Below are 21,824 nucleotides of genomic sequence, written 5' to 3'. Positions count from 1 at the left end.
ACGCGCGTAACCGGCATCAGCGCCATAGCGCCAGCAGCTCGAGCAGCAGCAGGTCGCCGCGAAGTGGGCCGCGCAAGGCATCGCGCGCACGGTTGGCGGCACCGAACCAGTCGGCGAGCGCCTCGGCGTCGAGATGGCTGCCCAGCGGCGCGGACGTGCCGGCCGCGCGCGCGCGCGCTTCGTCGACGGCGGCCTGCGAGGCGAACCAGAGGCACTGCTCCGGCTCGGCGTCCAGCCAGCGGCGCGCGACCTCCATCGGTTCGGCACGGCCGGACGCCAGCGCGGCCATGTCCTTGCGCACGGCCTGCCGGCGCGCCAGCGCGCCCTGCGCGGCCCAGTCCCGAGCCAGTCCGGGATTGCCGCCGGCGGCCTCCAGCGCGATCGCCGGATCGGCCACGCCCTGCACGGCGAGCCAGGCCAGGGCCTCGGCCCGCGGCGGCAACTGGAATTCGATCCGCTGGCAGCGGCTGCGGATGGTCTGCGGCAAGCGCCAGGACGCATCGGCGACCAACAGCAGCAGCGTCTGCGCCGAAGGTTCCTCCAGCGTCTTGAGCAGTGCATTCGCGGCATTGGCGTTCATCGCGTCGGCCGGATCGATCACCACCACCTGCCAGCCGCCGAACTGGCTGGCCATGGCCAGACGAGCCGACAGCTCGCGGACCTGCTCGACCACGATCTCCTTGCGCTGCACGCCATCCTTGCGTATGCCGTAGCTGACGGTGACGAAGTCCGGGTGGGTGCCCGCGTCGAGCAGCATGCAGGCGCGGCATTGCCCGCAGGCCTCGCCATCACGTGGCTGCTCGCACAGCAGACCGCGCACGAAGCGCTGCAGGAAGGCGCGCTTGCCCAGGCCTGCCGGACCGCACAGCAACAGCGCATGTGGCAGCGCACCGCGCGCCAGGCGCGATTGCAGCCGCCGCCAATGTTCTTCGTGCCAGGGCGGCGTGCTCATGCGGCACCTTCCGCAAATAGGGGTTCCAGTGCCGCGATGGCGGCGCGCAGCACGCCCTCGGGCGACTGGCCGGCGTCGATCACGCGAAAACGCGCCGGCTCCGCCGCGGCACGCGCGCGGTAGCGTTCACGCACGCGCTCGAAGAACGCATCCGCCTCGGCCTCGATGCGGTCTGCGCCGCCACGCCCTGCCGCGCGCGCGCGGCCGGTGGCCACCGGCAGGTCGAGCAGCAGGGTCAGGTCGGGCGATACGCCGTCGCACGCCCAACGCTCCAGTTCGGCGATACGCTCGGGCGGTTGGCCGCGGCCGCCGCCCTGGTAGGCGTAGCTCGCATCGACATAGCGGTCGCACAACACCCATCGCCCGGCCGCGAGCGCGGGCGCGATGGTCTGGCGCACCAGTTGAGCGCGCGAGGCGAACATCAGCAATAGTTCGGTTTCAGCAGCCATGCCTCGCATGGCCGGATCGAGCGCGATCGCACGCACCGCCTCGCCCACCGGCGTGCCGCCGGGCTCGCGTGTCTGCACCAGGTCGATGCCCCGCCCCTCGATGTGCGCGCGCAGGCCGGCCAGCAGGGTGCTCTTGCCGGCGCCCTCGCCGCCTTCGAGCGAAATGAAGCGCCCGCGCCGCTCAGTCATGGCAGCGCTTGAGCTGATAGCAGGCGACGTTGCGGTTGTGCTCGGCCAGCGAGCTGGCGAACACGTGGGTGCCGTCGCCGCGCGAGACGAAGTACAGCGCGTCGCCCGGCGCCGGATGCAATGCCGCCAGGATCGCCGGCCGACCCGGTAGCGCGATGGGCGTGGGCGGCAGGCCGGGGCGGGTGTAGGTGTTGTAGGGCGTATCGGTGGTCAGGTCGCTCTTGTGGATGTTGCCGGCGTAGGCCTGGCCCATGCCGTAGATCACGCTGGGGTCGGTCTGCAGCAGCATGTGGTTCTGCAGGCGGCGCACGAAGACGCCGGCGATCCTGGGCCGCTCGTCGGCGCGCCCGGTTTCCTTCTCCACGATGGAAGCAAGGATCAGCGCCTCGTAGGGCGAAGCCAGCGGCAGGTCCTTGTCGCGCCCTGGCCACAGTTCGGCCAGCGTGTGCGCCATCGCTTGGTGCGCGCGCTTGAGTATGTCCAGGTCGCTGTCACCCTTCACGTAGGCGTAGGTCTCGGGCAGGAAGCGGCCTTCCGGCACTTCGCCGCCCGCGCCGATGCGTCGCATGAGGTCGGCATCGTCCAACGTTGCGGCGTCGTGGCGGAGAGTGGCGACCTGCGCCAGCGCTGCGCGCAGCTGGGCGAAGGTCCAGCCGTCCACGATGGTGAAGTCGCGCTGCAGGACGCGCCCGGCAGCCATCGCGCCGAGCAGTCCGGTGGGCGTGACGCCCGGATCGAGCGCGTACTCGCCGGCGTGCAGCCGGTCGGCGACCCGCATGCGGGCGGCAAGCAGGCGCCAGTACAGCCATGGCGCGCCACTGACCCCGCGCGCGTGCAACTGCGCGACGATGCCGCGCAGGTTGCTGCCCCGCTCCACGTCCAGCGTCTGCCGCTGCGGGCCGACCGCCAGCGGCGTGCGGCTGAACCGCTCGAAGCCGTACCAGCCGGCGGCGGCTGCAGCCAGCACCGCCAGCACGACCAGCCATGCCAGGGTCCGCAACACGCGCCCCCGCACCTTCTTGCGCCCCATCGATGACTCCTTCAAAAGCCCAGCGCGCGCCAATGCGCCTGCAGCGCGCGCGTCACCGGACCGACCCCGAAAGCGACGCCGTCCAGTTCGCGAACGGGCAGGATGCCGCGCACGCTCGAGGATAGGAAGAGCTCATCGGCCCGGCGAAGTCTCGCCAGCGTAATTGGGCACACCCGTGCGTGCGGCCGGGAGGCCAGAATCTCCGCCCTGGCGACGCCGGCGACACCGCAGCGGTCCAGCGCCGGCGTGGCGAGCTCCCCGCCATGCACGGCGAAGAGATTGGCTGCCGTGGCGCAGATGGCCAGACCGTCCACGTCGCACAGCAGACCCTCGGCAATCGCCGGGTCGTCCCATTCGGCGCGCGCCAGAACCTGCTCCAGACGGTTGAGGTGCTTGAGACCGGCGAGCTGCGGTTGCGGGGCGAGGCGCAGCTCGCACAGCCGCACGCGTATGCCGCCGGCCTGGGTCGTCTCGTCTTGCGGCGGGTCGAAGGCCGCGACGACGCGGGTCGGTCTGGGCCGCGCCGGCGGCGCATAGCCCCGCGCGCCGACGCCCCGGGTGAGGGTGATCCGCACGACGGCGTGCGCCATGCCGTCCGAGGCCGCGCGCGCTTCGGCCAGCAACTGCGCCATGTCGGGCATCGGCAGGCCCAGCCGCCGGCAGCCTTCGCCCAGGCGCTGCATGTGGCGGGCCCACAGCGGCGCATCGGCGCCCACGAAGCGAACGGTTTCGAACAACCCGTCGCCGTAGCCCAGGCCACGGTCCAGCGCGGACACCTGATCGTGCACCTGTCCGTCGACGAGCACGCGCGGCTTCATCCGGCCGCTCCCAGCGCACGCAGCAGTCCGCGCGCCTTGGCGCGGGTTTCCTCCAGCTCCTTGGCGGCCACCGAGTCGGCGACGATGCCCGCGCCCGCGCGCAGGCTGACCTCGAGGCCGACCTGGGTCAGCGTGCGGATCAGGATGTTCAGGTCCAGCTCGCCGCTCAGGTCGAGATAACCCAGCGCCCCGGTATAGGCACCACGCGGCGCGTCCTCCAGCTCGGCGATGATTTGCATGCAGCGCACCTTGGGGCAGCCGGTGATGGTGCCGCCGGGAAAGGTCGCCGCGATCACTTGCCCCGGCGTCACGCCCTCGCGCAGGCGCCCGCGCACGTTGGACACGATGTGGTGCACGTGCGCATAGCTCTCCACCGCCATCAGCTCGTCGACCACCACCGTGCCGGGCACGCAGACGCGGCCCAGGTCGTTGCGTTCCAGATCGATCAACATGACGTGCTCGGCGCGCTCCTTCGGATGCGCGGCGAGTTCGCGCACGCGCGCCGCGTCGTCGTCGCCAGCGACGCGCGGCCGCGTGCCGGCGATGGGCCGGGTCTGCGCGACGCCGCCGCGCACCTCCACCAGCCGTTCCGGGGAAGAACTGACGATGGCCCAGCCGGGCTGCTGCAACAGGCCGGCGAACGGCGCAGGATTGGCCCGGCGCAGCGCCGCGTGGAGCGCGGCCGGCGCGGGCGGGTGCGCGTAGCGCGCGCGCCAGGCGCGCGAGAGGTTCACCTGGAAGATGTCGCCCGCGTGCAGGTGCTCGTGGATGCGCGCGACGCCGTCGAGGAAGCGTTCGGGCGCGTCCTCCTCGATCGAAAGCGGAGCAGCCAGCGCCGGCACCTGGACCTGCGCATCGAGATCTGCCTCCATGGCGTCGAGCAAGGTCTCGTGTCCGGCCTCGGCCACGAGCACGGTGCGGTTTCGCGCGTGATCGACGATCACCGCCGCAGGACAGCGCAAGGCCAGCGCCACCGGCAGCGGACCGGCGGAGTGCAGCTGCAGTCGCGGCTCGATCTCGCACGCCAGCTCATAGGCCAGCATGAGTACCCAGCCGCCATGGAACGGCAGGCCGTCGTCATGCGCATCACGCCGTTCGGCCCGCCATTGCGCATCGAGCGCATCGAGGAAGCGGCCCGCCCCCGCCCGGCCGTGCGCATCGGTCAGGCGTCCGTCCGGCTGCAGCGCCAGTTGCTCCTGCGGAAAGCCGAACAGGATGTCGTAGCGCGCCTGCGCCGTGCCGTGCACCACGCTCTGCAGCAGGCAGGGATAGCGGCTGGAAAACGCGGCGGCCGGCGCGAGCAGATCGCGCCGGCCGCCGAGGACCCTCGCGTGGGGCTGCTTCAAACGCGGCGGAACGCGAGCGTGCCGTTGGTGCCGCCGAAGCCGAAGGAGTTGGAAATCGCCACGTCCAGCTCGGCCTTGCGTGCGGCGTTCGGCACGAAGTCCAGGTCGCAGCCTTCGCCCGGCTCGTCCAGATTGATCGTCGGCGGCAGCACCTGGTCGCGCAGCGCCAGGATGGTGAAGATCGCCTCGACGCCGCCGGCCGCGCCCAGCAGATGGCCGGTGGTCGACTTGGTCGAGCTCATCGCCAGCTTGTAGGCGTGCTCGCCGAACACCTTCTTGGCCGCCATCACCTCGCCCAGGTCGCCCAGCGGCGTGGAAGTGCCGTGCGCGTTGATGTACTGCACGTCGGTGGGCTCCAGGCCCGCGTCGCTGAGCGCCGCCTGCATGCAGCGCGCGGCGCCCTCGCCGCCCTCGCTGGGCGCGGTGATGTGGTAGGCGTCGCCGCTCATGCCGAAGCCCACCAGCTCCGCGTAGATCCTCGCGCCACGCGCCTTGGCGTGTTCGTACTCCTCCAGCATCAGCACGCCGGCGCCGTCGGACAGCACGAAGCCGTCGCGGTCCTTGTCCCACGGACGGCTCGCCTTGGCCGGTTCGTCGTTGCGGGTGGACATGGCCTTGGCCGAGCAGAAGCCGGCCATGGCCGTGCCGGTGGTGGCGAACTCGGCGCCGCCGGCGATCATCGCGTCGGCATCGCCATACTGGATCATCCGCATGGCCAGGCCGATGTTGTGCGTGGCCGTGGTGCAGGCGGTGACGCAGGCGATGTTCGGGCCCTTCAGGCCGAACATGATCGACAGGTGGCCCGAGACCATGTTGATGATGGAGCTCGGGACGAAGAACGGCGACACGCGACGCGGCCCCTTCTCGTGCAGCTCGATCGAAGTGTCCTCGATGGTGTTGAGGCCACCGATGCCGGCACCGACCGCTACGCCGATGCGCGGTGCATTGGCCTCGGTCACTTCCAGCCCGGAGTCGCGCAGCGCCTGGGTGCCGGCCGCGATGCCGTAGTGGATGAAGGGGTCCATCTTCTTGACGTCCTTCGGCGGCATCCACTGCGTCGGGTCGAAGCCGCGCACCTGGCCGGCGATGCGCGTGGCATAGCCGGTGGCGTCGAAGTGGGTAACCGGGCCGATGCCGCTGACGCCCTTGAGGATGTTGTCCCAGGCGGTGGCGATGTCATTGCCGACGGGCGAGATGATGCCCATGCCGGTCACCACAACGCGCCTTCTGCTCATGGGTCGTTCGCTCATTTGGATTGGATCCTTGCTTGTTCTCGGCGCGTTGCCGGGCAACGGCCCGCGTCCCCAGACCATACGGTATCGGACGTTTCAAAACGCGGAAACGAAAACTGCGCCAAGGTGGCGCAGCTTTCGGTATCGCCACGTGAACGGAAAGCCGCGCATGCGCGCGGTTCCGGCACGGCTCGATCAGTCCTTGGTGTGGGCCTTGATGTAGTCAACGGCCTGCTGCACGGTGGTGATCTTCTCGGCTTCCTCGTCGGGAATCTCGGTCTCGAACTCTTCCTCGAGAGCCATCACCAGTTCCACCGTGTCCAGCGAATCGGCGCCCAGGTCGTCCACGAACGAAGCGTTCGCCGTGACTTCGTCTTCCTTCACGCCCAGCTGCTCGATGACGATCTTCTTGACGCGCTCTTCGATGGTGCTCATGTTGCCAAACCTCCCAAGGAGAAATTGCTTTATCGGGCCGGCACGGGTCCGGCAAAGGCCGGCGGATTGTAGTGGCTAAGCGGCCAGGCCGCCATCGCTCCGCCGGCTGTATGAAACGCACGGGCTTCTAGGGAGCCGGCGCGAAAGGTCAATTGTCGCCTAAAAACGTTTTGTTGGCGACAGCGACGCCATACGTCAGGGCATGTACATGCCGCCGTTGACGTGCAGCGTTTCGCCCGTGATGTACGCGGCTGCCGGCGACGCGAGGAAACCTACGGCCTTGGCGATGTCGCTCGCTTCGCCCAGCCTGCCCAGCGCGATCTGTCCCAGCAGCGCCTGCTTGGATTCTTCCGGCAGCGCGCGCGTCATGTCGGTATCGATGAAACCGGGCGCGACCACGTTGACGGTGATGCCGCGCGAACCGATCTCGCGCGCCAGCGATTTGGAGAACGCGATGATGCCGGCCTTGGCAGCGGCGTAATTGGCCTGGCCCGGATTGCCGGTGAGGCCGATCACCGAGGCGATCGAAATGATGCGGCCCTTGCGCGCCTTCATCATGCCGCGCATGACCGCCTTGGAGGTGCGGTAGACCGAGGTCAGGTTGGTATCGAGGATGGCCTGCCAGTCCTCGTCCTTCATGCGCATCAGCAACTGGTCGCGGGTGATGCCGGCATTGTTGACCAGGATCGAGACGGCGCCGAACTCCTTGGCGACGGCATCGATCAGCGCCTCGACCGCACCGCCGTCGGTGACGTCCAGCACGCGGCCATGGCCGCCGTTCGCGGCCAGGCGCTCGCCGATGGCCTTGGCGCCGTTCTCGCTGGTGGCCGTACCGACCACGGTGGCGCCCATGGCGGCCAGCTCGTCGGCGATCGCCGCGCCGATGCCGCGGCTGGCGCCGGTGACCAGCGCGACCTCTCCTTCCAGGATCTTGCTCATCGTCATGCCCTTTTGCAGGAATCCAGACGGGCTGCATGCCCGCCCGGGTGATGGTGATTACACGAGTGCGGCCTCGAGCTCGGCCGGCGTACCGATGGCGCGCGCGTCCAGGCCCTTGTCGATGCGCTTGACCAGGCCGGTGAGCACCTTGCCCGGCCCGCACTCGAGCACGCGGGTGGCGCCACCGGCAGCGAGCGCCTGCACGCATTGTGTCCAGCGCACCGGCAGGTAGAGCTGGCGCTGCAATGCGCCGCGGATGTCCTCGACGCTGGCATAGCTGCGTGCCTCGGCGTTCTGGATCACCGGGATGGTCGGCAGCGACCAGTCGATGCCGGCCATGCGCTCGCCCAACCGGTCCGCAGCCTCGCGCATCAGCGCGCAGTGCGAAGGCACCGATACGGCGAGCTTGATCGCCTTCTTCACGCCCAGCTCGGCCAGTTTCGCCAGCGCCCGGTCGACCGCTTCGGCGTTGCCGGCGATCACCAGCTGGCCAGGCGAGTTGTAGTTGGCCGGCGCCACGACCTGGCCTTGCGCAACCTCTTCGCACACCGCCGCGATCTGCGCGTCGTCGCCGCCGAGGATCGCCGCCATCGCGCCCACGCCGGCCGGCACCGCCGCCTGCATCAGGCGGCCACGCTCGGCCACCAGCGAGGCCGCGTCGTGCAGCGAGAGCGCACCGGCGCAGACCAGCGCGCTGTATTCACCCAGGCTATGTCCGGACAATTGCGCCGGGCGCGCGCCGCCAAGCTTGGCCCACACGCGCCACGCCGCCACGCTCGCCGCCAGCAGCGCCGGCTGGGTGTTTTCGGTGCGATTGAGCTCGCCCTCCGGACCCTGCTGGCTGAGCTGCCACAGGTCCACGCCCGCGCCTTGCGAGGCTTCCCCGAACGTCGCCTGCACTTCCGCGTGCGCGGCGGCAAGCTCGGCCAGCATGCCGACCGATTGCGAACCCTGGCCGGGGAAGACGAAGGCAAGCGGAGCGGAGGTGTCTGTCATCGAAGGGATCCGTCGAAAAGCCAAAGAGGCGATGATGCCAGCAGCGGCGCGCGTACGCAGCCGTATCGGGCCTGGCGCAACGTGAAGTCGGGTCGCGAGACCTCCCCATCCGCTCTTCGGGCGTCTTCCCCGCAGGCGAGGGGAGGACCGTTGGCGGGCATCCGCTGATGCGCCTCCCCGTTTGCGGAGGGAAGGTGCCGACAGGCGAATGGGCAAGCCTTGCCTCGACCCGCAACGGCAATGCCGCCCGAAGGCGGCATCGAGTGAAGCGACAGGCCTCAGTAGCGCAGCAGCGCCGAAGCCCAGGTGAAGCCGCCGCCGAACGCCTCCAGCAGCAGGTTCTGGCCGCGCTGCACCTTGCCCGAACGTACCGCGTAGTCCAGCGCCAGCGGCACCGAACCCGAGGAGGTGTTGGCATGCTTGTCGACCGTCACGATCACCTGCTCCATCGACATGTTCAGGCGCTTGGCGGTGGCCTCGATGATGCGCAGGTTGGCCTGGTGCGGAATCAGCCAGTCCAGCTGCGAGGCATCCATGCCGGCGGCCTGCAGGGTCTGCTCCACCAGCGAGTCGAGCGTCTTGACCGCGACCTTGAACACCTCGCGACCGGCCATCTGGATGCGCACGCCATGGTTGGGCTCGTCGCGGAAGCCGACCGATACGCCGACCGGGTTCCACAGCAGCTCCTTGTAGCCGCCATCGGCATGCATGCAGGTGGCGTAGATGCCCGGCTCGTCGCTGGCCTCGAGCACGACGGCGCCGGCGCCGTCGCCGAACAGCACGCAGGTCTCGCGTTCCTTCCAGTCGATCATGCGGGTCAGCGTCTCGGCGCCTATCACCAGCACCTTTTTCGACTGGCCGCTGCGGATGAACTTGTCGGCGATGCCGAGCGCGTAGACGAAGCCCGAACAGGCGGCGTTGACGTCGAATGCGGCGCAACCGTTGGCGCCCAGGCGCGCCTGCACCAGGCAGGCGGTCGACGGAAAGATCAGGTCGGGCGTGGTGGTGCCGAGCACGATCAGGTCGAGCTCAGAGGCCTTGACGCCGGCCGCGGCCAGGGCGCGCTCGGCGGCGAGGAACGACAGGTCGCCGGTGGTCTCGCCCTCGGCGGCGACGTGGCGCTGGCGGATGCCGGTGCGGGTGTGGATCCACTCGTCGCTGGTCTCGACGAATTTCTCCAGGTCGAAGTTGGTCAGCACGCGCTCGGGCAGCGCGCTGCCGGTGCCGGTGATGCGGGCGTAGGTCGAAGCCATGGACTTTCCATCTGCAGGCGGGGGTGCTGGCCTGGCGCCTGGGCGATGGAAACGCCCGAGGTGAAGCTTGGAGGCTTCCGCCACCCAGACTCCGGCCACGCCGAAACCGCAACGTTACGTTCGCGGACGCCGAAACGCAAAGCGGCGCGTCGCCGCGCCGCCCTGCTGCATCCGCTGGAACCCGCTTACTCGGCGTCGACGGCCGCGGCGGTGTCGATCACCTTCTTGCCGCGGTAGTAACCGTCTTTGGTGACGTGGTGGCGCAGATGCACCTCGCCGCTGGTCGGGTCGGTCGCCAGCTGCACGGTCTTGAGCTTGTCGTGCGAACGACGCATGCCGCGGGTGGACGGGGTCTTGCGGCTCTTGGCAACGGCCATGGGTGTATCTCCAGCTTCAATCGTTGTGCTTGAGTTCGCGCAGGACCGCGAACGGGTTGTCGGTAGCCTCTGCCGCGGATGTCTCCGGGCCGGGGCCGGTCACTTCGGATGGCAGGCTGCTGTCCGGATTGACCGGTACCAGCGGCAGTGCCAACAGCAATTCGTCCTCGATCACGTCGGCCGGATTCAGCTTGCCGTCCTCGTCGACCAGCAACGGCTCGCAACCGGGCGGCAGCGCCGCCTCCTCGCGTTCGCTGCGGATCAGGCCGAGCCGGCTGTCCACCGTCAGCGGCAGCACGAACGGCTCCAAGGTACGCTGACAGGTCAGTGTCAGCGGTGCCTCGACGTGCACCTGGAGGTAGTTCGTGCCGAACTCGTCGCGCCCGAAATCCAGCGCATACTGCGCCGCCCCTTCGTTGCCGGCCAGCATCCCGCACAGGCGGGACATGGCGGCCACGGGAAGCGTCCCGGCAAACGAACGCCGCGCCGAGACCATGCGCCAAGCGTCCACGGACTCTGGCAGTGTCACGGACATAATCGCGAAATCTTAAGGTCCGCGGGGGGTTCAAGTCAACCGCGCCAGGCTCGCTTTGCCTGCCGCCGGACGCTGGGGCAGACTGCCCTCCCGACCGCTGCCGGTTCCCGCCTTGTGCCCACGTCCCTCGCTTTCGGCCTCGCTGCGATGTTGCTGCTCATGGTGGGCGCCGCATCGTTCGTGCTGCTGGGCCGGCGCCGGCAACTCGACCGGCGCACCGAGAGCATGCACCGGCTGCTGGAGCTTGCCGACCAGCTCGAGGCCGACCTGAAGACTTGCCGCAACGGTCTGAAGCAGGCCCACGCGGTGATGTCTCTAAACCCCGACCAGCCGGCCGCCGGCGAACAGGAGGCCAAGCAGGCGATCGATGCCGGCCTGCGCTCACTGCTGCAACAGCGCCTGTGGATCCGCGACTGCGCCCCCGACGCCAGCCAGCAGGGCCTGGACGAGGCCGCCGCGGACATGAGCCAGACCCGCGCCCGCCTGCGCCCGCTGGTGCACGCGCTGGAACGCGCGCACCACGAACTGGACGACGCCATGCGCGAACACATCCGCCGTGAGCCGGACGCATGAGGCGCCTGGTCCTGGGCTCCACCTCCCGCTACCGCGCCGAACTGCTGCGGCGGCTGGTATCGACGTTCGAGCAGCGCGCCCCCGGCGCTGACGAAGCTCTTCAGCCAGGCGAAGCGCCTGCCGATGGCGCCCTGCGGCTGGCCATCGCCAAGGCCGAAGGCGCCGCTCATGGATTGCCCGATGCCCTGGTGATCGGCTCGGACCAGATCGCCGAACTGGACGGAAAAGCGCTGGGCAAACCCGGCAGCGTCGAGGGCGCCCGTGCCCAACTGGCAAGCTGCGCGGGCCGCGAGGTGCGTTTCCACACGGCGCTGTGCCTGCTCGACACCCGCGACGGCCGGCGGCGCACGCACGTGGACACGACGAGCGTGCGGTTCCGGCCGCTCGCCCAAGCCGAGATCGCACGCTACGTGGAGCGCGAGCAACCGCTCGACTGCGCCGGCAGCTTCAAGTGCGAGGGTCTGGGCATCGCGCTGTTCGAGCGCATCGACAGCGTCGACCCCACGGCGCTGGTCGGCCTGCCGTTGATCGCGCTCGCCAGGATGTTGCGCGAGGCGGGCCTGGCGGTGCCCTAGCCGCAGGCAGCCATCGCTGCGTCCTAATTCGGTCGGCCTTGCGGTGTGGCCCTCACCGCATTGCGCCAGATTAGGCACTGCCGCGGGTCGGCTGGCGCCACCGGCGGCGCGGCCGGCACGAAACCGCGGTAGAACGCGAATTGCTTGCGCCCATCGAACAGCACCAGCCGGTCGACGAATCGCGGGGCCTCGATCCGTCCACAGATCGCGCCGAGCCAGCCCAGCTTCTCGCGCTCGCGCATCACCTCGCTCACCACGAGCAGCATCGGCGCGCCCGGGTGCGCGGCGCGCAGCCCTGCCTCGTCGCGTCGCCAGATCGCCAGTTGCGGCGCGCGGCCGTGCTTGGTGTTGAGCGGGGCGTCCAGCGAATACACCGGGCGACGCCCATCGAGCTGGAATTCCAGTTCGGCGGCGAGCATGAAATTGTCGGCCACCAGCACCGCGTCCTGGTGCGCGAGCAGCGCTTGCGCCTGCACCGCGCTCTCGCGCCAGCCGACGAAGTTGCCTGGAAAAGCCTTGCTCGCGGCCAGCACGTCCACGCCCTGCCCACTGGCCGCCAGCGCCAGGTAGCCCAGGCCGAGCAGCGTACCGATGCCGCCCAGCACGCCGCCGACCAGCGTGGCCACGCGCCAGCTGCGACCGGCCGGACGGCAAAGCGCCGGCAAGGCGGCCAGCAACGGCAGATAGCCCGGCAGGGGCCAGTGGGCACGGAACCGCAGGTCGTCGGCGAACAGGCCCAGCAGGAAGTACGGCAGCAGGAAGCCCAGGCTGCTCCATGCGACCAGGTCCCACGGGGCGCCGTCGCCGCGCCGGCGCCAGCTTCGCCACCATGCCCACAGCAGCAGGACGTAGAGCACCGGGGTGCAGGCGATCGCCTGTTCCAGCGGCTGCACGAGCGCGTCGGCATGGAATTGCCATGGGTTGCGCTCGACCAGTTGGAAGACGAGTCCCGCGCCGTGCTGGCGCCAGTTCGAAAGCGCCAGCGGCACCAGCCCCAGCGACGCCACCGCCAGCGACAGCCAGAGGCCGCCGCGGCGCCACTGCGCCCGGCCGCGCACCGTGCACAGCAGGAACAGCAGGCCGGCCAGCATGACCATCGCCGCGCGGTAATGGGTCAGCCATGCGACCGCCAATGCCAGACCCAGCAGCAGCCAGTCGCGCAGGCGTTCCTCCTCCAGCGTGCGCAGCAAGGCAAGGAGCGCCACGGCGGCGGCCAGCGTGAGCGGCACGTCCGGCAGCGCCATGACGCCCAGGCTGCCGGCCAGCGGCAGCGCCAGGCACAACAGGCCGGCCTGCCAGCCCGTGCGGGCATCGAACGCACTGCGCCCGAACACGACGATGACCCACGGCAAGGCGCTGCCCAGCAGCAGGAACGGCCAACGCATGCCGAACAGGCCATGCCCGACGACACGTTCGCCCAGCCAGATCAACCATGCGGTGAGCGGCGGCAGGTCGCTGTAGCCCCAAGCGGGATGCCGGCTTTCCTGCCAATAGAACGCTTCGTCGCCGAACGGCGACATGTGCGCTGCAACGATGCACTTGCATGCCAGCAAGGCAGCGAACGCGATGAGGAACGCGCCTCGCCAGCGCGCAAGAGGCGCCGCTACACTCGACCGGCCCTCCCCGCGTTCCGTCTGCGACTGCCAGGAACCCATGTCCGCCACCACTCCCCTGCCCGAAGAAACGCTCCATCCGCGCCTGGAAGCGGCGATGGCCCAGGTCAACCGGGTACTGCTCGGCAAGCCGCGCCAGGTAAAGCTCGCCTTCACCTGCCTGATCGCCGGCGGCCACCTGCTGATCGAGGACGTGCCCGGCGTGGGCAAGACCACGCTGGCGCATGCGCTGGCCGCGAGCTTCGCGCTGGAGTTCCAGCGCGTGCAGTTCACCAGCGACCTGCTGCCCTCGGACATTATCGGAGTGAGCGTCTTCGAGCGCGAGACCGGCCAGTTCCGGTTCCATCCCGGCCCGATCTTCACCGGTCTGATGCTCGCCGACGAGATCAACCGCGCCACCCCCAAGACCCAGAGCGCGCTGCTGGAGGCGATGGCCGAAGGCCAGGTCACGGTGGACGGCCATACACATACGCTGGCGCAGCCCTTCTTTGTCGTCGCCACGCAGAACCCGCTGGACCTGCACGGCACCTTCCCGCTGCCCGACTCGCAGCTTGATCGTTTCATGCTGCGCATTTCGCTGGATTACCCCGACGCCGCCGCCGAACGCGCACTGCTGGCCGGCAGCGACCGTCGCGACCTGCTCGCCCAACTGACCCCGCAACTGGATGCCCCCAGCCTCGCCGCGCTGCATCGCCAGGCGCAGGGCATCACCGCCAGCGGCGCCTTGCTCGACTACCTGCAGGCGCTGCTCGCGGCCAGCCGCCGCCACGCGGACATCCGGGTCGGCCTGTCGCCGCGCGCCGGCATCGCGCTGCTCGGCGCCGCGCGCGCCTGGGCCTTGTTGAGCGGCCGCGGCCACGTGCTGCCCGAGGACATCCAGGCGCTGTTCGTGCCGCTGGCCGCGCACCGGCTGGTGCCCTCACGCGGGGCCAGCGGCGACGCGCTGGCCCGGGCCCTGCTGGCCGATACCGCGGTCGACTGAGCGTGCGCGACGCCCTGCGCCGCCTGCAGCAGCTGGCCGAGCGCCGGCTGCCCGCGCTGACCCGTTTCCGGCGGGCCGAGCCCATGCCGATCGAACTGCACCGCAGGCGCATCTACATCGTACCCACCGGTTTCGGCGTCGGCTTCACGATCCTGCTGCTGGTGATGCTGGTCGGTTCACTCAACTACGCCAACAACGCCGCCTTGCTGCTTACCTGCATGCTCGGCGCGGCCGGCGCGGCGAGCATGCTGATCGCCTTCCGCGCGCTCGACGGCCTCGCCCTGACCGGCGTACGTGCCGGCCAGGCGATCGCCGGCGAGATGCTCGCGCTGACCCTGGAGTTTGAGTCGGCCAGGGCGCGCAGCGCGATCCGCGTGGACCTGGGCGCCACCTGCCAGGCGTTCGCCGTCGACGCCTCCGGCAAGGCCAACGTCACCTTGCCGCTGGCCACCGTCAAGCGCGGCTGGCAACCACTGCCGCGGCTGCGCGTGTGGACCACCTGGCCGCTGGGACTGTTCCGCGCGTGGAGCTGGCTGCATCCGGAGCAGTCGGTGCTGGTATGGCCGCGACCCGAGGACGGCGGCCCGCCGCCACGCCTGCCGGCCGATGAGGGCCTGCGCCCACGCCTGCACCACGGCGAAGACCTTGCGGCCTTGCGCGACTACCGCAGCGGCGACCCGCGCAAGCACATCGCGTGGAAAGCCAGCGCACGCCTGGGGCAATTGCTCAGCAAGGATTTCGAGCAACCCGAATCGCGGCCCGAATGGCGCCTGGACTGGCGCGAACTGGACGGCATGGACACGGAGGCGCGTATCGCCCGGCTCGCCCGCTGGCTGGGCGAGGCCCATGCGCAGGGGCGCCGCCACAGCCTGTGGCTGCCTGGCCAGCCGATCGAGGTGGGCAGCGGCCCGGGCCACTACGCGCGATGCATGAGCGCACTGGCCTCGCTGCCGTGATCGGGCCAGGGCGCCGTCGTTCGATCGATCAGCGGCTGGACGCCCGCGCGTTCGACCTGCTCAGCCTGACCATGGCCTGCGTGCTCGGCGTGCATGCAGGCCACCTGCCGTGGTGGCTCACCGCCGCCCTGGCGATCGTCCTGGCCGTGCGCTGGTGGCAGCGCCGCCGCCACGGCGCGCGCTCGCCGCTGCTGCTCAAGCTGCCGCTGATCGGCCTGCTCGCGGTCGCGGTGGTCTTCAGCTACGGCACGATCTTCGGCCGCGAGCCGGGCTCGGCGTTGGCCGTGGGCCTGCTGGTGCTCAAGCTGCTGGAGAGCGAGACGCCGCGCGATGCGCGCGTGGGGGTCAGCTTCGCCTGCTTCGGTCTGATGGCGGCACTGCTGTTTGATCAGGGCCTGGTTGCGACCCTGGTCGTGGCGCTCGGCCTGTTGCCGGCGCTGGCCACGCTGCGGGCGCTGGAGCCGGCCCAGCCAGCCACCGCCCTTCCGCAGGCGCTCGTGCCAGGCCTCACGCTGCTCCTGGCGGCCGTGCCGCTGGCCCTGCTCGCCTTTGCCCTGGTGCCACGGCTCAGCTCGCCCCTGTGGGGTGCGCCCAACCCCGCCGAATCGCGCACCGGCCTGAGCGAGCGCATGTCGCCGGGCAACTTCACCGACCTGCTGACCGACGATCGCCCGGCCATGCGGGTCACGTTCGACGCCCCCCCGCCGGCGCCCGAACAGCGTTACTTCCGCGCCTACGTAATGTGGCTCTACGACGGGCGCAGTTGGGAACACGCGCAGTGGCGCGAGGCCGACGGCCGAGCCCGGCCGGCCGAAACGGTGGAAGCGGCCACCAGCGCGAGCTACCGGATCGACCTGGAACCGAGCGACCGCACCGTGCTGCCGGCCCTGGACGTGCCCCTGGACGCGCCGGCCGACGCGCGGCTCAGCCCCGACCGCGAGGTCTTCGCCGACCAACCGGTGCGCGAACCCTTGCATTACGCCATGCGCTCGGCCGTGCGCTACCGGCTCCAGGCGCAGCTGCCGCAGACCGCCCGTAGCCTCGCGCTGCGCCTGCCGCGGGGATTCAATCCGCGCACGCAGGCGCTGGCCGCGCAATGGCGCGCGCGCTACGGCCAGGACGACCCGGCGATCGTGAGGGCGGCGCTGGCGCTGTTCCACGACGGCGGCTTCCGCTACACGCTGGCGCCCGCGCCGCTGGGCCGCGACGCCGTGGACGATTTCCTGTTCGGCACGCGCGAGGGATTCTGCGAGCACTACGCCTCGTCCTTCACCGTGCTGATGCGCGCGGCCGGCATCCCCGCCCGCGTGGTCACCGGCTACCAGGGCGGCTACTGGAACGCGCTGGGCGACTACCTGCTGGTGCGCCAGTCCGACGCACACGCGTGGAGCGAAGTGTGGCTGGACGGGCGTGGCTGGGTGCGGGTCGACCCCACCGCCGCGGTAAGGCCCGAACGGGTCAGCCTGGGCGCCGCGGCCGCCGCCGGCAATCAGCTGGGCTGGGCGCAGAGCGGTTGGCTGGCGGGGCTGCGCAACCGCTGGGACGTGGTCAACCACTGGTGGACCGAAGGCGTTATCGGTTTCGATGCACTGCGCCAGCGCGGCCTGCTCACATCGTTCGGCATACAGGAAACCGGTACGGCCACGCTGGGCCTGCTGCTCGCGGTCGGTACGGCCTTGTTCGTCGCGCTGGGCGTGGGCTGGGCGCTCTGGCGGCACGAGCGGCCCGAGCCGTTGCGGCAGGCGCTGCGCCGGCTGGAGGCCAAGCTCGGCCGTTGCGGCGTCACGCGCCGTCGCAGCGAAGGGCCCCAGCATTACCTGCGTCGCGCGGCCCGCGCCCTGCCTGCACAACGCAGCGAACTGGAGCTACTGATGAAGCGCTATCTCGAATTGCGCTATGCCAGCGACGAACCCTCGCCTGAATTGCTGCGACGGTTCCAGCGAGCGGTACGGGAATTCCGGCCGCGGCGCGTGGTCAAATGAATGTCGACGCGGTCGCCTTACGCGACCGTTATCCCAGGGAGAACCACCATGTCCGTTCCTTATCGCCCTCTGGCCCTGGCTACCGCCCTTGGCCTGCTGACCGCCTGCGCAACGGTGCCCCAGCCGCTGCAGGGCACTTACTCCAACGTGACCACCGCGGGCGCCCAGCAGGGCGGCGCCGGCGGCGCCAAGGTGCGTTGGGGTGGCGAGATCATCTCGACCGAACCCGGCCCACAGCAGACCTGCTTCTACGTGCTCTCGCGCCCGCTGGACAACCAGGCGCGGCCGCAGACGGGCACCAGCGGCGCGACCGAAGGCCGCTTCGTCGCCTGCCACGAGGGTTTCTACGATCCGGAGGTATTTACCCGCGGACGCGAGTTGACCGTCACCGGCACGCTGCACGGCACCGTGACCAAGAAGGTGGGTGACTACGACTACGCCTACCCGCGCGTGGAAGCCGACGTGGTCTATCTGTGGCCCAAGCGCCCGGTGACCGTCAGCTATCCGCCGGGTTACTACGATCCGTTCTGGGGTCCGGGCTGGGGTCCGTACTGGGGTCCGTGGGGCGATCCGTTCTGGAACCGCCCGCGGGTGATCGTGGTGCGGCCGGCGCCGGTTCCGGCGCCCGCGCCCAAGCCGAGCGGCAAATAAAGACAAGCGTCTCGTACGGAAAAACGCCGGCCACGTGCCGGCGTTTTTCATTGTCGGTCGGACAGATCAGCCCGGCGGCCAGCTCATGCGACGGCCTGCCAGCAGGTGCACATGCAGGTGGAACACCGTCTGCCCGCCGTGCTCGTTGCAGTTGATCACCGTCCGGTAGCCCTGCTCCGCTACCCCCTCCCGCCTGGCGTAGTCGGCCGCGGCGAGCAGCACCTTGCCGAGCAGTTCCGCGTCTTCCGGCCGTGCGTCGTCCAGCGTCGGCAGCGGCTGCTTGGGAACGAACAGCACGTGCACCGGCGCCTGGGGGTTCAGGTCGCGGAAGCCGACCACATCGTCGTTCTCGTAGACGATGTCCGCCGGGATCTCCCGCCGGAGGATCTTGCCGAAAATCGTATCGCCCATGTCCAGTCCTCGCGCGGATTCACAGGCGCAGCAGCATACCCTGCGAGCGTGTCGCGCTCAGCCGGAACCTGGCCATCGGCTCATTCCAGCGCCTGGCGGCTGCCGAAAGCGTGCGCAAGCGTGCCGCGGTCGACGTATTCGAGTTCACCGCCCAGCGGCACGCCGTGGGCCAGGCGGGTCGGCTTCACCCCGCCGGCGCGGGCCAGTTGCGCCAGGTAGTGCGCGGTAGCTTCGCCCTCGACGGTGGGATTGGTGGCGATGATCATCTCTTCGATCTCGCCTTCGCCCAGGCGCGCGCTCAGCTGAGCCAGGCCAAGTTCCTCCGGACCGAGGCCATCGAGCGGCGACAACCGCCCCAGCAGCACGAAATATTGCCCGCGGTAACCGGTCGCCTGTTCGATGGCCGCAAGATCCGTCGGCGATTCGACCACGCACAGCACGTGGCGGTCGCGGCTGGCGCTCGCGCACAGCGCGCATACCTGCTCCTCGCTGAAATTGCGGCAGCGCGTGCAATTGCCGATGCGCTCCATCGCCTCGCGCAGCACCCCTGCCAGCTTCAGGCCGCGGGCGCGTTCGCGCTCGAGCAGATGGAAAGCCATCCGCTGCGCACTCTTGCCGCCGACGCCAGGCAGGCAGCGCAGTGCCTCGATGAGATCGGCGAGAAGGGGGGAGCCGGTCATGGTTTCGGATTCACCGTACGGGATTCGCAAAAGCGGGACTGCACGCCGTCACGAACACGAATACCGGCTCAGAACGGCATCTTGAAGCCGGGCGGCAAGCTCATGCCGGCGGTCACGCCGCCGAGCTTGCTGCGGCTGGCCTCGGCGACCTTGTTGACCGCGTCGTTGACGGCGGCGGCGACCAGGTCTTCGGCCATCTCCGGGTCGTCCGCGAACAGCTTGCGGTCGATCTGCACGCGGCGCACCTCGTGCGCACCGGTCATCAGTACGGTGACCAGGCCGCCGCCGGCGCTGCCGGTGACTTCCATCTTCGCGATCTCTTCCTGCGCACGCTTCATGTCTTCCTGCATGCGCTGGGCCTGCTGCATCAGCTGGCCGATCTGACCTCTCATGGCACTACTCCACTCAACTTTCGATGGGTTTGATCGATTGCGGCACCACACGGGCGCCGAAGTCGCGTTTGAGCGACTGCACCAGCGGGTCGTCCTCGATCGCCTGCTCGGCAGCGCTCTGCGCGCTTTCCCGGGCCGAGGCGGCGCGCGCGGCAGGCGTCTCGCTGGCGCCCTGGGTGTCGGCGACGAAGCGCAGCTTGATGCGCTCGCCCAGCACGTCGCCGATGCGGTCGGCCATCTGGCCGACCATCGGCTCGACGGCCAGATGCATGTGCGCCGGCTGCAGCGCCAGCACCAGCGTGCTGCCGTCGCGTTCGCGCAATGCGGCGTTCCTGGCCAGCTGTCCGAGCGGACCGCGCAGGCCGGCCTGTTCGATCAGCGCGTCCCAGCGCGGCAGGCCACGGGCATCGGTCGCCAGCGGAGCGCGCGCGGCCGGAGCACTGGCTGCGGATGGCACCATCTCGGGAGGGGCCGGGGCGGCTGCAAGTGGCGCGGGCGGCTCCCTGTGCGCCGCAGGCGTGCGTGGAGCAGGCATATCGGACGTGGCCGCCCGCGGCGCGGCCGCGGGAGCCGCCGCACGTTCGGCCGGCGCCGGCTCGCCGGGTACGCCCGGGCGGAACGCCAGCATGCGCAGCAGCGCCATCTCGAAGCCGGTGCGCGCGTCGGGCGCCAGCGCCAGGTCGCGACGACCGGTGGTGGCGATCTGGTAATAGAGCTGCACATCCTCCGGCTGCATGCGCTCGGCCAGTGCCGCCAGGGTGTCTTCCCCTTCGCCGTCACCCTCGCCGCGGTAACCGGGCACCAGCTGCATCAGCTGGATGCGGTGCAGGGTGGCTGCGAGATCGTCGAGCACGCCGCCGAAGTCGGGCGAGTACGAGGCGATGCGCTCGCACTCGGCCATCAGCCTCGCGCCCTCGCCCTCGGCCAGCGCGTCGAGCACGCCAAGCACCTGGCCGCGCGCCACGCTGCCCAGCATGGCGCGCACGTCGTCGGCCTTGAGCGCGCCGCCGCCGTAGGCGATCGCCTGGTCCAGCAGCGAGAGGCCGTCGCGCAGCGAACCGTCGGCGCCGCGCGCCAGCTCGCCGATGGCGGCGTCCTCATAGGCGATCTGCTCGGCGTCGAGGATGTGACGCATCTGGCCGGCGATCTGCTCGGGCAGCAGGCGCTTGAGGTTGAACTTCAGGCAGCGCGACAGCACCGTCACCGGCAGCTTCTGCGGGTCGGTGGTGGCGAGCAGGAACTTCACGTGCGGCGGCGGTTCCTCAAGCGTCTTCAGGAGCGCGTTGAAGGCCGGCTTGGAAAGCATGTGCACCTCGTCCACCAGGTACACCTTGAAGCGGCCGCGGGCCGGAGCGTACTGCGCGTTCTCGATCACCTCGCGAACGTCGTCCACGCCGGTGTTGCTGGCCGCGTCTATCTCCAGCAGATCGACGAAGCGGCCCGCGTCCACCGCCGTGCAGACCGCGCACTCGCCGCAGGGATCGGCCGACTCGCCGCGCTCGCAATTGAGCGACTTGGCGAAGATGCGCGCGATGGTGGTCTTGCCCACGCCGCGGGTGCCGGTGAACAGGTAGGCATGGTGCATGCGCCCGCTGTCCAGCGCGTTGGTCAGCGCGCGCACCACGTGTTCCTGCCCGACCAGCTCGACGAACTTGCGCGGGCGCCACTTGCGGGCGAGGACCTGATAGGACATGGGCTATACCTGAGGGCGAACCACGATTGTGCCAAGTCGACGCCGGCAAGTCAGCCGAACGCGTCGGGGCCCCAAAATGGCGGCGGCCCCGCCAGCCACACCCCGGCACCCGAATCATCCACTACCGTTGCTTCCTTCCGGACCTGGCGGGGTTTGCGGACTATCGTCGCGGGGGGACCGACGGGGCCACCATGGACGTTGGGCTTGGCGCCCTATATGAAACTGGCGGAGAGGCGGGATGGTTCGGCCCGTCCTGGGTCTCACCCCTCGCTCCGCTCGGGGCCAGCCCTCGGCTGTCCGGATTCGCTCCTGGCGAATCCGTCGAACCGAGCGGGTTCTCACCCACCCTCTCTTCCTGCTTCTTTTCAAACTTCCGCCAGCCTTCAGCTGGCACGCACATCAGTAACTGGCGGAGAGGGCGGGATTCGAACCCGCGATACGGGGATAAGCCGTATACACACTTTCCAGGCGTGCTCCTTCAACCACTCGGACACCTCTCCGGATCTTCCCTGCCAGGCCTCAGGGCGCGGCAAAGAAGCGGAAGGATAGCGATACGCCTTCGTGGAGACAAGCGATCCGCATACCCTTCTGCCCCAGCGGGCTCGGGGAGAAGGGGCAGATCTGGCTAGCTGTGATCTCTCAGTAGGTTGTTCACCCGGGGCGATCCCGGGATTCTGGAGGTGCGACCCAACCAGCACACCAGGAGCCCCGGATGAACCTGCATAAACATGCCCGTCTTACGCCCCGAGGTCGAGCCCTGCTCGT

23 protein-coding genes, 1 tRNA gene and 1 other RNA gene are annotated in these 21,824 nt (G+C 69.9%); 6 read left to right on the top strand and 19 right to left on the bottom strand.

Going from position 1 to position 21,824, the window contains the following annotated elements:
* Positions 1-16: 16 nt before the first annotated feature.
* From holB to VGU65_RS09070, 12 genes are all read right to left on the bottom strand, one after another.
* Positions 17-952 carry a DNA polymerase III subunit delta' gene (gene holB, locus VGU65_RS09125; protein WP_327474953.1) on the bottom strand — a complete coding sequence of 312 codons (936 nt, stop codon included), beginning with the start codon at positions 950-952 and terminating at the stop codon, positions 17-19.
* Positions 949-1,590, bottom strand: coding sequence for a dTMP kinase (gene tmk, locus VGU65_RS09120; RefSeq protein ID WP_327474951.1), 642 nt, complete (start codon positions 1,588-1,590; stop codon positions 949-951). Before tmk ends, holB begins: the two co-directional genes overlap by 4 nt.
* Complete coding sequence (gene mltG, locus VGU65_RS09115; RefSeq protein WP_327474949.1) at positions 1,583-2,620, bottom strand: endolytic transglycosylase MltG; 1,038 nt, start codon at positions 2,618-2,620, stop codon at positions 1,583-1,585. Before mltG ends, tmk begins: the two co-directional genes overlap by 8 nt.
* An 11-nt stretch (positions 2,621-2,631) precedes the next feature.
* The gene (pabC, locus tag VGU65_RS09110; protein WP_327474947.1) at positions 2,632-3,438 is read right to left on the bottom strand and encodes an aminodeoxychorismate lyase; all 807 of its coding nucleotides are present in this window, start codon (positions 3,436-3,438) and stop codon (positions 2,632-2,634) included.
* Positions 3,435-4,784: an aminodeoxychorismate synthase component I gene (locus VGU65_RS09105; RefSeq protein WP_327474945.1), complete on the bottom strand. Its 1,350-nt coding sequence runs from the start codon at positions 4,782-4,784 to the stop codon at positions 3,435-3,437. Before VGU65_RS09105 ends, pabC begins: the two co-directional genes overlap by 4 nt.
* Positions 4,781-6,019, bottom strand: coding sequence for a beta-ketoacyl-ACP synthase II (gene fabF, locus VGU65_RS09100; RefSeq protein ID WP_327474944.1), 1,239 nt, complete (start codon positions 6,017-6,019; stop codon positions 4,781-4,783). The genes VGU65_RS09105 and fabF overlap by 4 nt, the downstream gene beginning before the upstream one ends.
* Before the next feature lie 192 nt (positions 6,020-6,211).
* Positions 6,212-6,451 (bottom strand): acyl carrier protein, encoded by a 240-nt coding sequence (acpP, locus tag VGU65_RS09095; RefSeq protein ID WP_091336635.1) that lies wholly within the window; start codon positions 6,449-6,451, stop codon positions 6,212-6,214.
* Between the two features lie 195 nt (positions 6,452-6,646).
* Positions 6,647-7,390, bottom strand: coding sequence for a 3-oxoacyl-ACP reductase FabG (fabG, locus tag VGU65_RS09090; RefSeq protein WP_327474940.1), 744 nt, complete (start codon positions 7,388-7,390; stop codon positions 6,647-6,649).
* Positions 7,391-7,447: 57 nt separating this feature from the next.
* Entirely contained in the window at positions 7,448-8,386 is a 939-nt protein-coding gene (gene fabD / locus VGU65_RS09085) for an ACP S-malonyltransferase (RefSeq protein ID WP_327474938.1), read from the bottom strand.
* Positions 8,387-8,664: 278 nt separating this feature from the next.
* Positions 8,665-9,639 carry a beta-ketoacyl-ACP synthase III gene (locus tag VGU65_RS09080; RefSeq protein ID WP_327474936.1) on the bottom strand — a complete coding sequence of 325 codons (975 nt, stop codon included), beginning with the start codon at positions 9,637-9,639 and terminating at the stop codon, positions 8,665-8,667.
* A gap of 185 nt (positions 9,640-9,824) precedes the next feature.
* Positions 9,825-10,016 carry a 50S ribosomal protein L32 gene (rpmF, locus tag VGU65_RS09075; RefSeq protein WP_091336642.1) on the bottom strand — a complete coding sequence of 64 codons (192 nt, stop codon included), beginning with the start codon at positions 10,014-10,016 and terminating at the stop codon, positions 9,825-9,827.
* A 16-nt stretch (positions 10,017-10,032) separates the two neighbouring features.
* The gene (locus tag VGU65_RS09070) at positions 10,033-10,551 is read right to left on the bottom strand and encodes a YceD family protein (RefSeq protein WP_327474928.1); all 519 of its coding nucleotides are present in this window, start codon (positions 10,549-10,551) and stop codon (positions 10,033-10,035) included.
* A gap of 114 nt (positions 10,552-10,665) precedes the next feature.
* Here VGU65_RS09070 and VGU65_RS09065 point away from each other — a divergent pair, with 114 nt between their 5' ends.
* Entirely contained in the window at positions 10,666-11,124 is a 459-nt protein-coding gene (locus VGU65_RS09065) for a hypothetical protein (RefSeq protein WP_327474926.1), read from the top strand.
* Positions 11,121-11,699 carry a Maf family protein gene (locus VGU65_RS09060; RefSeq protein ID WP_327474924.1) on the top strand — a complete coding sequence of 193 codons (579 nt, stop codon included), beginning with the start codon at positions 11,121-11,123 and terminating at the stop codon, positions 11,697-11,699. Before VGU65_RS09065 ends, VGU65_RS09060 begins: the two co-directional genes overlap by 4 nt.
* A gap of 23 nt (positions 11,700-11,722) precedes the next feature.
* Here VGU65_RS09060 and VGU65_RS09055 read toward each other — a convergent pair whose 3' ends face one another.
* A complete protein-coding gene (locus VGU65_RS09055) occupies positions 11,723-13,219 on the bottom strand; it encodes an ArnT family glycosyltransferase (protein WP_327474922.1) in 1,497 nt (498 codons plus the stop codon).
* 133 nt (positions 13,220-13,352) lie between these two features.
* Here VGU65_RS09055 and VGU65_RS09050 point away from each other — a divergent pair, with 133 nt between their 5' ends.
* Genes VGU65_RS09050 through VGU65_RS09035 form a run of 4 tightly spaced genes read left to right on the top strand, consistent with a single transcriptional unit; the run spans position 13,353 to position 17,883 of the window.
* Entirely contained in the window at positions 13,353-14,294 is a 942-nt protein-coding gene (locus VGU65_RS09050) for an AAA family ATPase (RefSeq protein WP_327474920.1), read from the top strand.
* Positions 14,295-14,296: 2 nt separating this feature from the next.
* Positions 14,297-15,250 carry a DUF58 domain-containing protein gene (locus VGU65_RS09045; protein ID WP_327474918.1) on the top strand — a complete coding sequence of 318 codons (954 nt, stop codon included), beginning with the start codon at positions 14,297-14,299 and terminating at the stop codon, positions 15,248-15,250.
* Complete coding sequence (locus tag VGU65_RS09040; RefSeq protein ID WP_327474916.1) at positions 15,220-17,232, top strand: transglutaminase TgpA family protein; 2,013 nt, start codon at positions 15,220-15,222, stop codon at positions 17,230-17,232. Before VGU65_RS09045 ends, VGU65_RS09040 begins: the two co-directional genes overlap by 31 nt.
* Positions 17,233-17,280: 48 nt before the next feature.
* Entirely contained in the window at positions 17,281-17,883 is a 603-nt protein-coding gene (locus tag VGU65_RS09035; RefSeq protein ID WP_327474914.1) for a Slp family lipoprotein, read from the top strand.
* Between the two features lie 66 nt (positions 17,884-17,949).
* On the opposite strand, the gene VGU65_RS09030 is transcribed toward VGU65_RS09035, so the two are convergent.
* The 6 genes from VGU65_RS09030 to VGU65_RS09005 all read right to left on the bottom strand — a co-directional run bounded on the left by VGU65_RS09030 (position 17,950) and on the right by VGU65_RS09005 (position 21,559).
* Positions 17,950-18,294: a histidine triad nucleotide-binding protein gene (locus tag VGU65_RS09030; protein WP_327474912.1), complete on the bottom strand. Its 345-nt coding sequence runs from the start codon at positions 18,292-18,294 to the stop codon at positions 17,950-17,952.
* Positions 18,295-18,374: 80 nt separating this feature from the next.
* Positions 18,375-18,974, bottom strand: coding sequence for a recombination mediator RecR (gene recR / locus VGU65_RS09025; RefSeq protein WP_327474910.1), 600 nt, complete (start codon positions 18,972-18,974; stop codon positions 18,375-18,377).
* Between the two features lie 68 nt (positions 18,975-19,042).
* Entirely contained in the window at positions 19,043-19,366 is a 324-nt protein-coding gene (locus VGU65_RS09020) for a YbaB/EbfC family nucleoid-associated protein (RefSeq protein ID WP_327474908.1), read from the bottom strand.
* A 13-nt stretch (positions 19,367-19,379) separates the two neighbouring features.
* A complete protein-coding gene (gene dnaX, locus VGU65_RS09015) occupies positions 19,380-21,059 on the bottom strand; it encodes a DNA polymerase III subunit gamma/tau (protein ID WP_327474906.1) in 1,680 nt (559 codons plus the stop codon).
* 86 nt (positions 21,060-21,145) lie between these two features.
* Positions 21,146-21,242, bottom strand: an RNA gene (gene ffs / locus VGU65_RS09010) — signal recognition particle sRNA small type.
* A gap of 224 nt (positions 21,243-21,466) precedes the next feature.
* Positions 21,467-21,559, bottom strand: a tRNA-Ser gene (locus tag VGU65_RS09005).
* Positions 21,560-21,824 lie beyond the last annotated feature (265 nt).

Source organism: Frateuria sp. (assembly GCF_035943815.1).
GTDB lineage: Bacteria > Pseudomonadota > Gammaproteobacteria > Xanthomonadales > Rhodanobacteraceae > Frateuria_A.
This window is presented reverse-complemented; position numbering and strand designations above follow the sequence as displayed.

Excerpts from the sequence above, each read along its gene's own strand:
- dnaX (WP_327474906.1), bottom strand. The coding sequence starts at position 21,059 with ATGTCCTATCAGGTCCTCGCCCGCAAGTGGCGCCCGCGCAAGTTCGTC.
- VGU65_RS09050 (WP_327474920.1), top strand. The coding sequence starts at position 13,353 with ATGTCCGCCACCACTCCCCTGCCCGAAGAAACGCTCCATCCGCGCCTG.
- VGU65_RS09040 (WP_327474916.1), top strand. The coding sequence starts at position 15,220 with ATGCATGAGCGCACTGGCCTCGCTGCCGTGATCGGGCCAGGGCGCCGT.
- mltG (WP_327474949.1), bottom strand. The coding sequence starts at position 2,620 with ATGGGGCGCAAGAAGGTGCGGGGGCGCGTGTTGCGGACCCTGGCATGG.
- tmk (WP_327474951.1), bottom strand. The coding sequence starts at position 1,590 with ATGACTGAGCGGCGCGGGCGCTTCATTTCGCTCGAAGGCGGCGAGGGC.
- VGU65_RS09030 (WP_327474912.1), bottom strand. The coding sequence starts at position 18,294 with ATGGGCGATACGATTTTCGGCAAGATCCTCCGGCGGGAGATCCCGGCG.
- acpP (WP_091336635.1), bottom strand. The coding sequence starts at position 6,451 with ATGAGCACCATCGAAGAGCGCGTCAAGAAGATCGTCATCGAGCAGCTG.
- VGU65_RS09020 (WP_327474908.1), bottom strand. The coding sequence starts at position 19,366 with ATGAGAGGTCAGATCGGCCAGCTGATGCAGCAGGCCCAGCGCATGCAG.
- VGU65_RS09035 (WP_327474914.1), top strand. The coding sequence starts at position 17,281 with ATGTCCGTTCCTTATCGCCCTCTGGCCCTGGCTACCGCCCTTGGCCTG.
- VGU65_RS09080 (WP_327474936.1), bottom strand. The coding sequence starts at position 9,639 with ATGGCTTCGACCTACGCCCGCATCACCGGCACCGGCAGCGCGCTGCCC.
- VGU65_RS09060 (WP_327474924.1), top strand. The coding sequence starts at position 11,121 with ATGAGGCGCCTGGTCCTGGGCTCCACCTCCCGCTACCGCGCCGAACTG.
- fabF (WP_327474944.1), bottom strand. The coding sequence starts at position 6,019 with ATGAGCAGAAGGCGCGTTGTGGTGACCGGCATGGGCATCATCTCGCCC.
- recR (WP_327474910.1), bottom strand. The coding sequence starts at position 18,974 with ATGACCGGCTCCCCCCTTCTCGCCGATCTCATCGAGGCACTGCGCTGC.
- rpmF (WP_091336642.1), bottom strand. The coding sequence starts at position 10,016 with ATGGCCGTTGCCAAGAGCCGCAAGACCCCGTCCACCCGCGGCATGCGT.
- fabD (WP_327474938.1), bottom strand. The coding sequence starts at position 8,386 with ATGACAGACACCTCCGCTCCGCTTGCCTTCGTCTTCCCCGGCCAGGGT.
- fabG (WP_327474940.1), bottom strand. The coding sequence starts at position 7,390 with ATGAGCAAGATCCTGGAAGGAGAGGTCGCGCTGGTCACCGGCGCCAGC.
- VGU65_RS09070 (WP_327474928.1), bottom strand. The coding sequence starts at position 10,551 with ATGTCCGTGACACTGCCAGAGTCCGTGGACGCTTGGCGCATGGTCTCG.
- VGU65_RS09055 (WP_327474922.1), bottom strand. The coding sequence starts at position 13,219 with ATGTCGCCGTTCGGCGACGAAGCGTTCTATTGGCAGGAAAGCCGGCAT.
- pabC (WP_327474947.1), bottom strand. The coding sequence starts at position 3,438 with ATGAAGCCGCGCGTGCTCGTCGACGGACAGGTGCACGATCAGGTGTCC.
- holB (WP_327474953.1), bottom strand. The coding sequence starts at position 952 with ATGAGCACGCCGCCCTGGCACGAAGAACATTGGCGGCGGCTGCAATCG.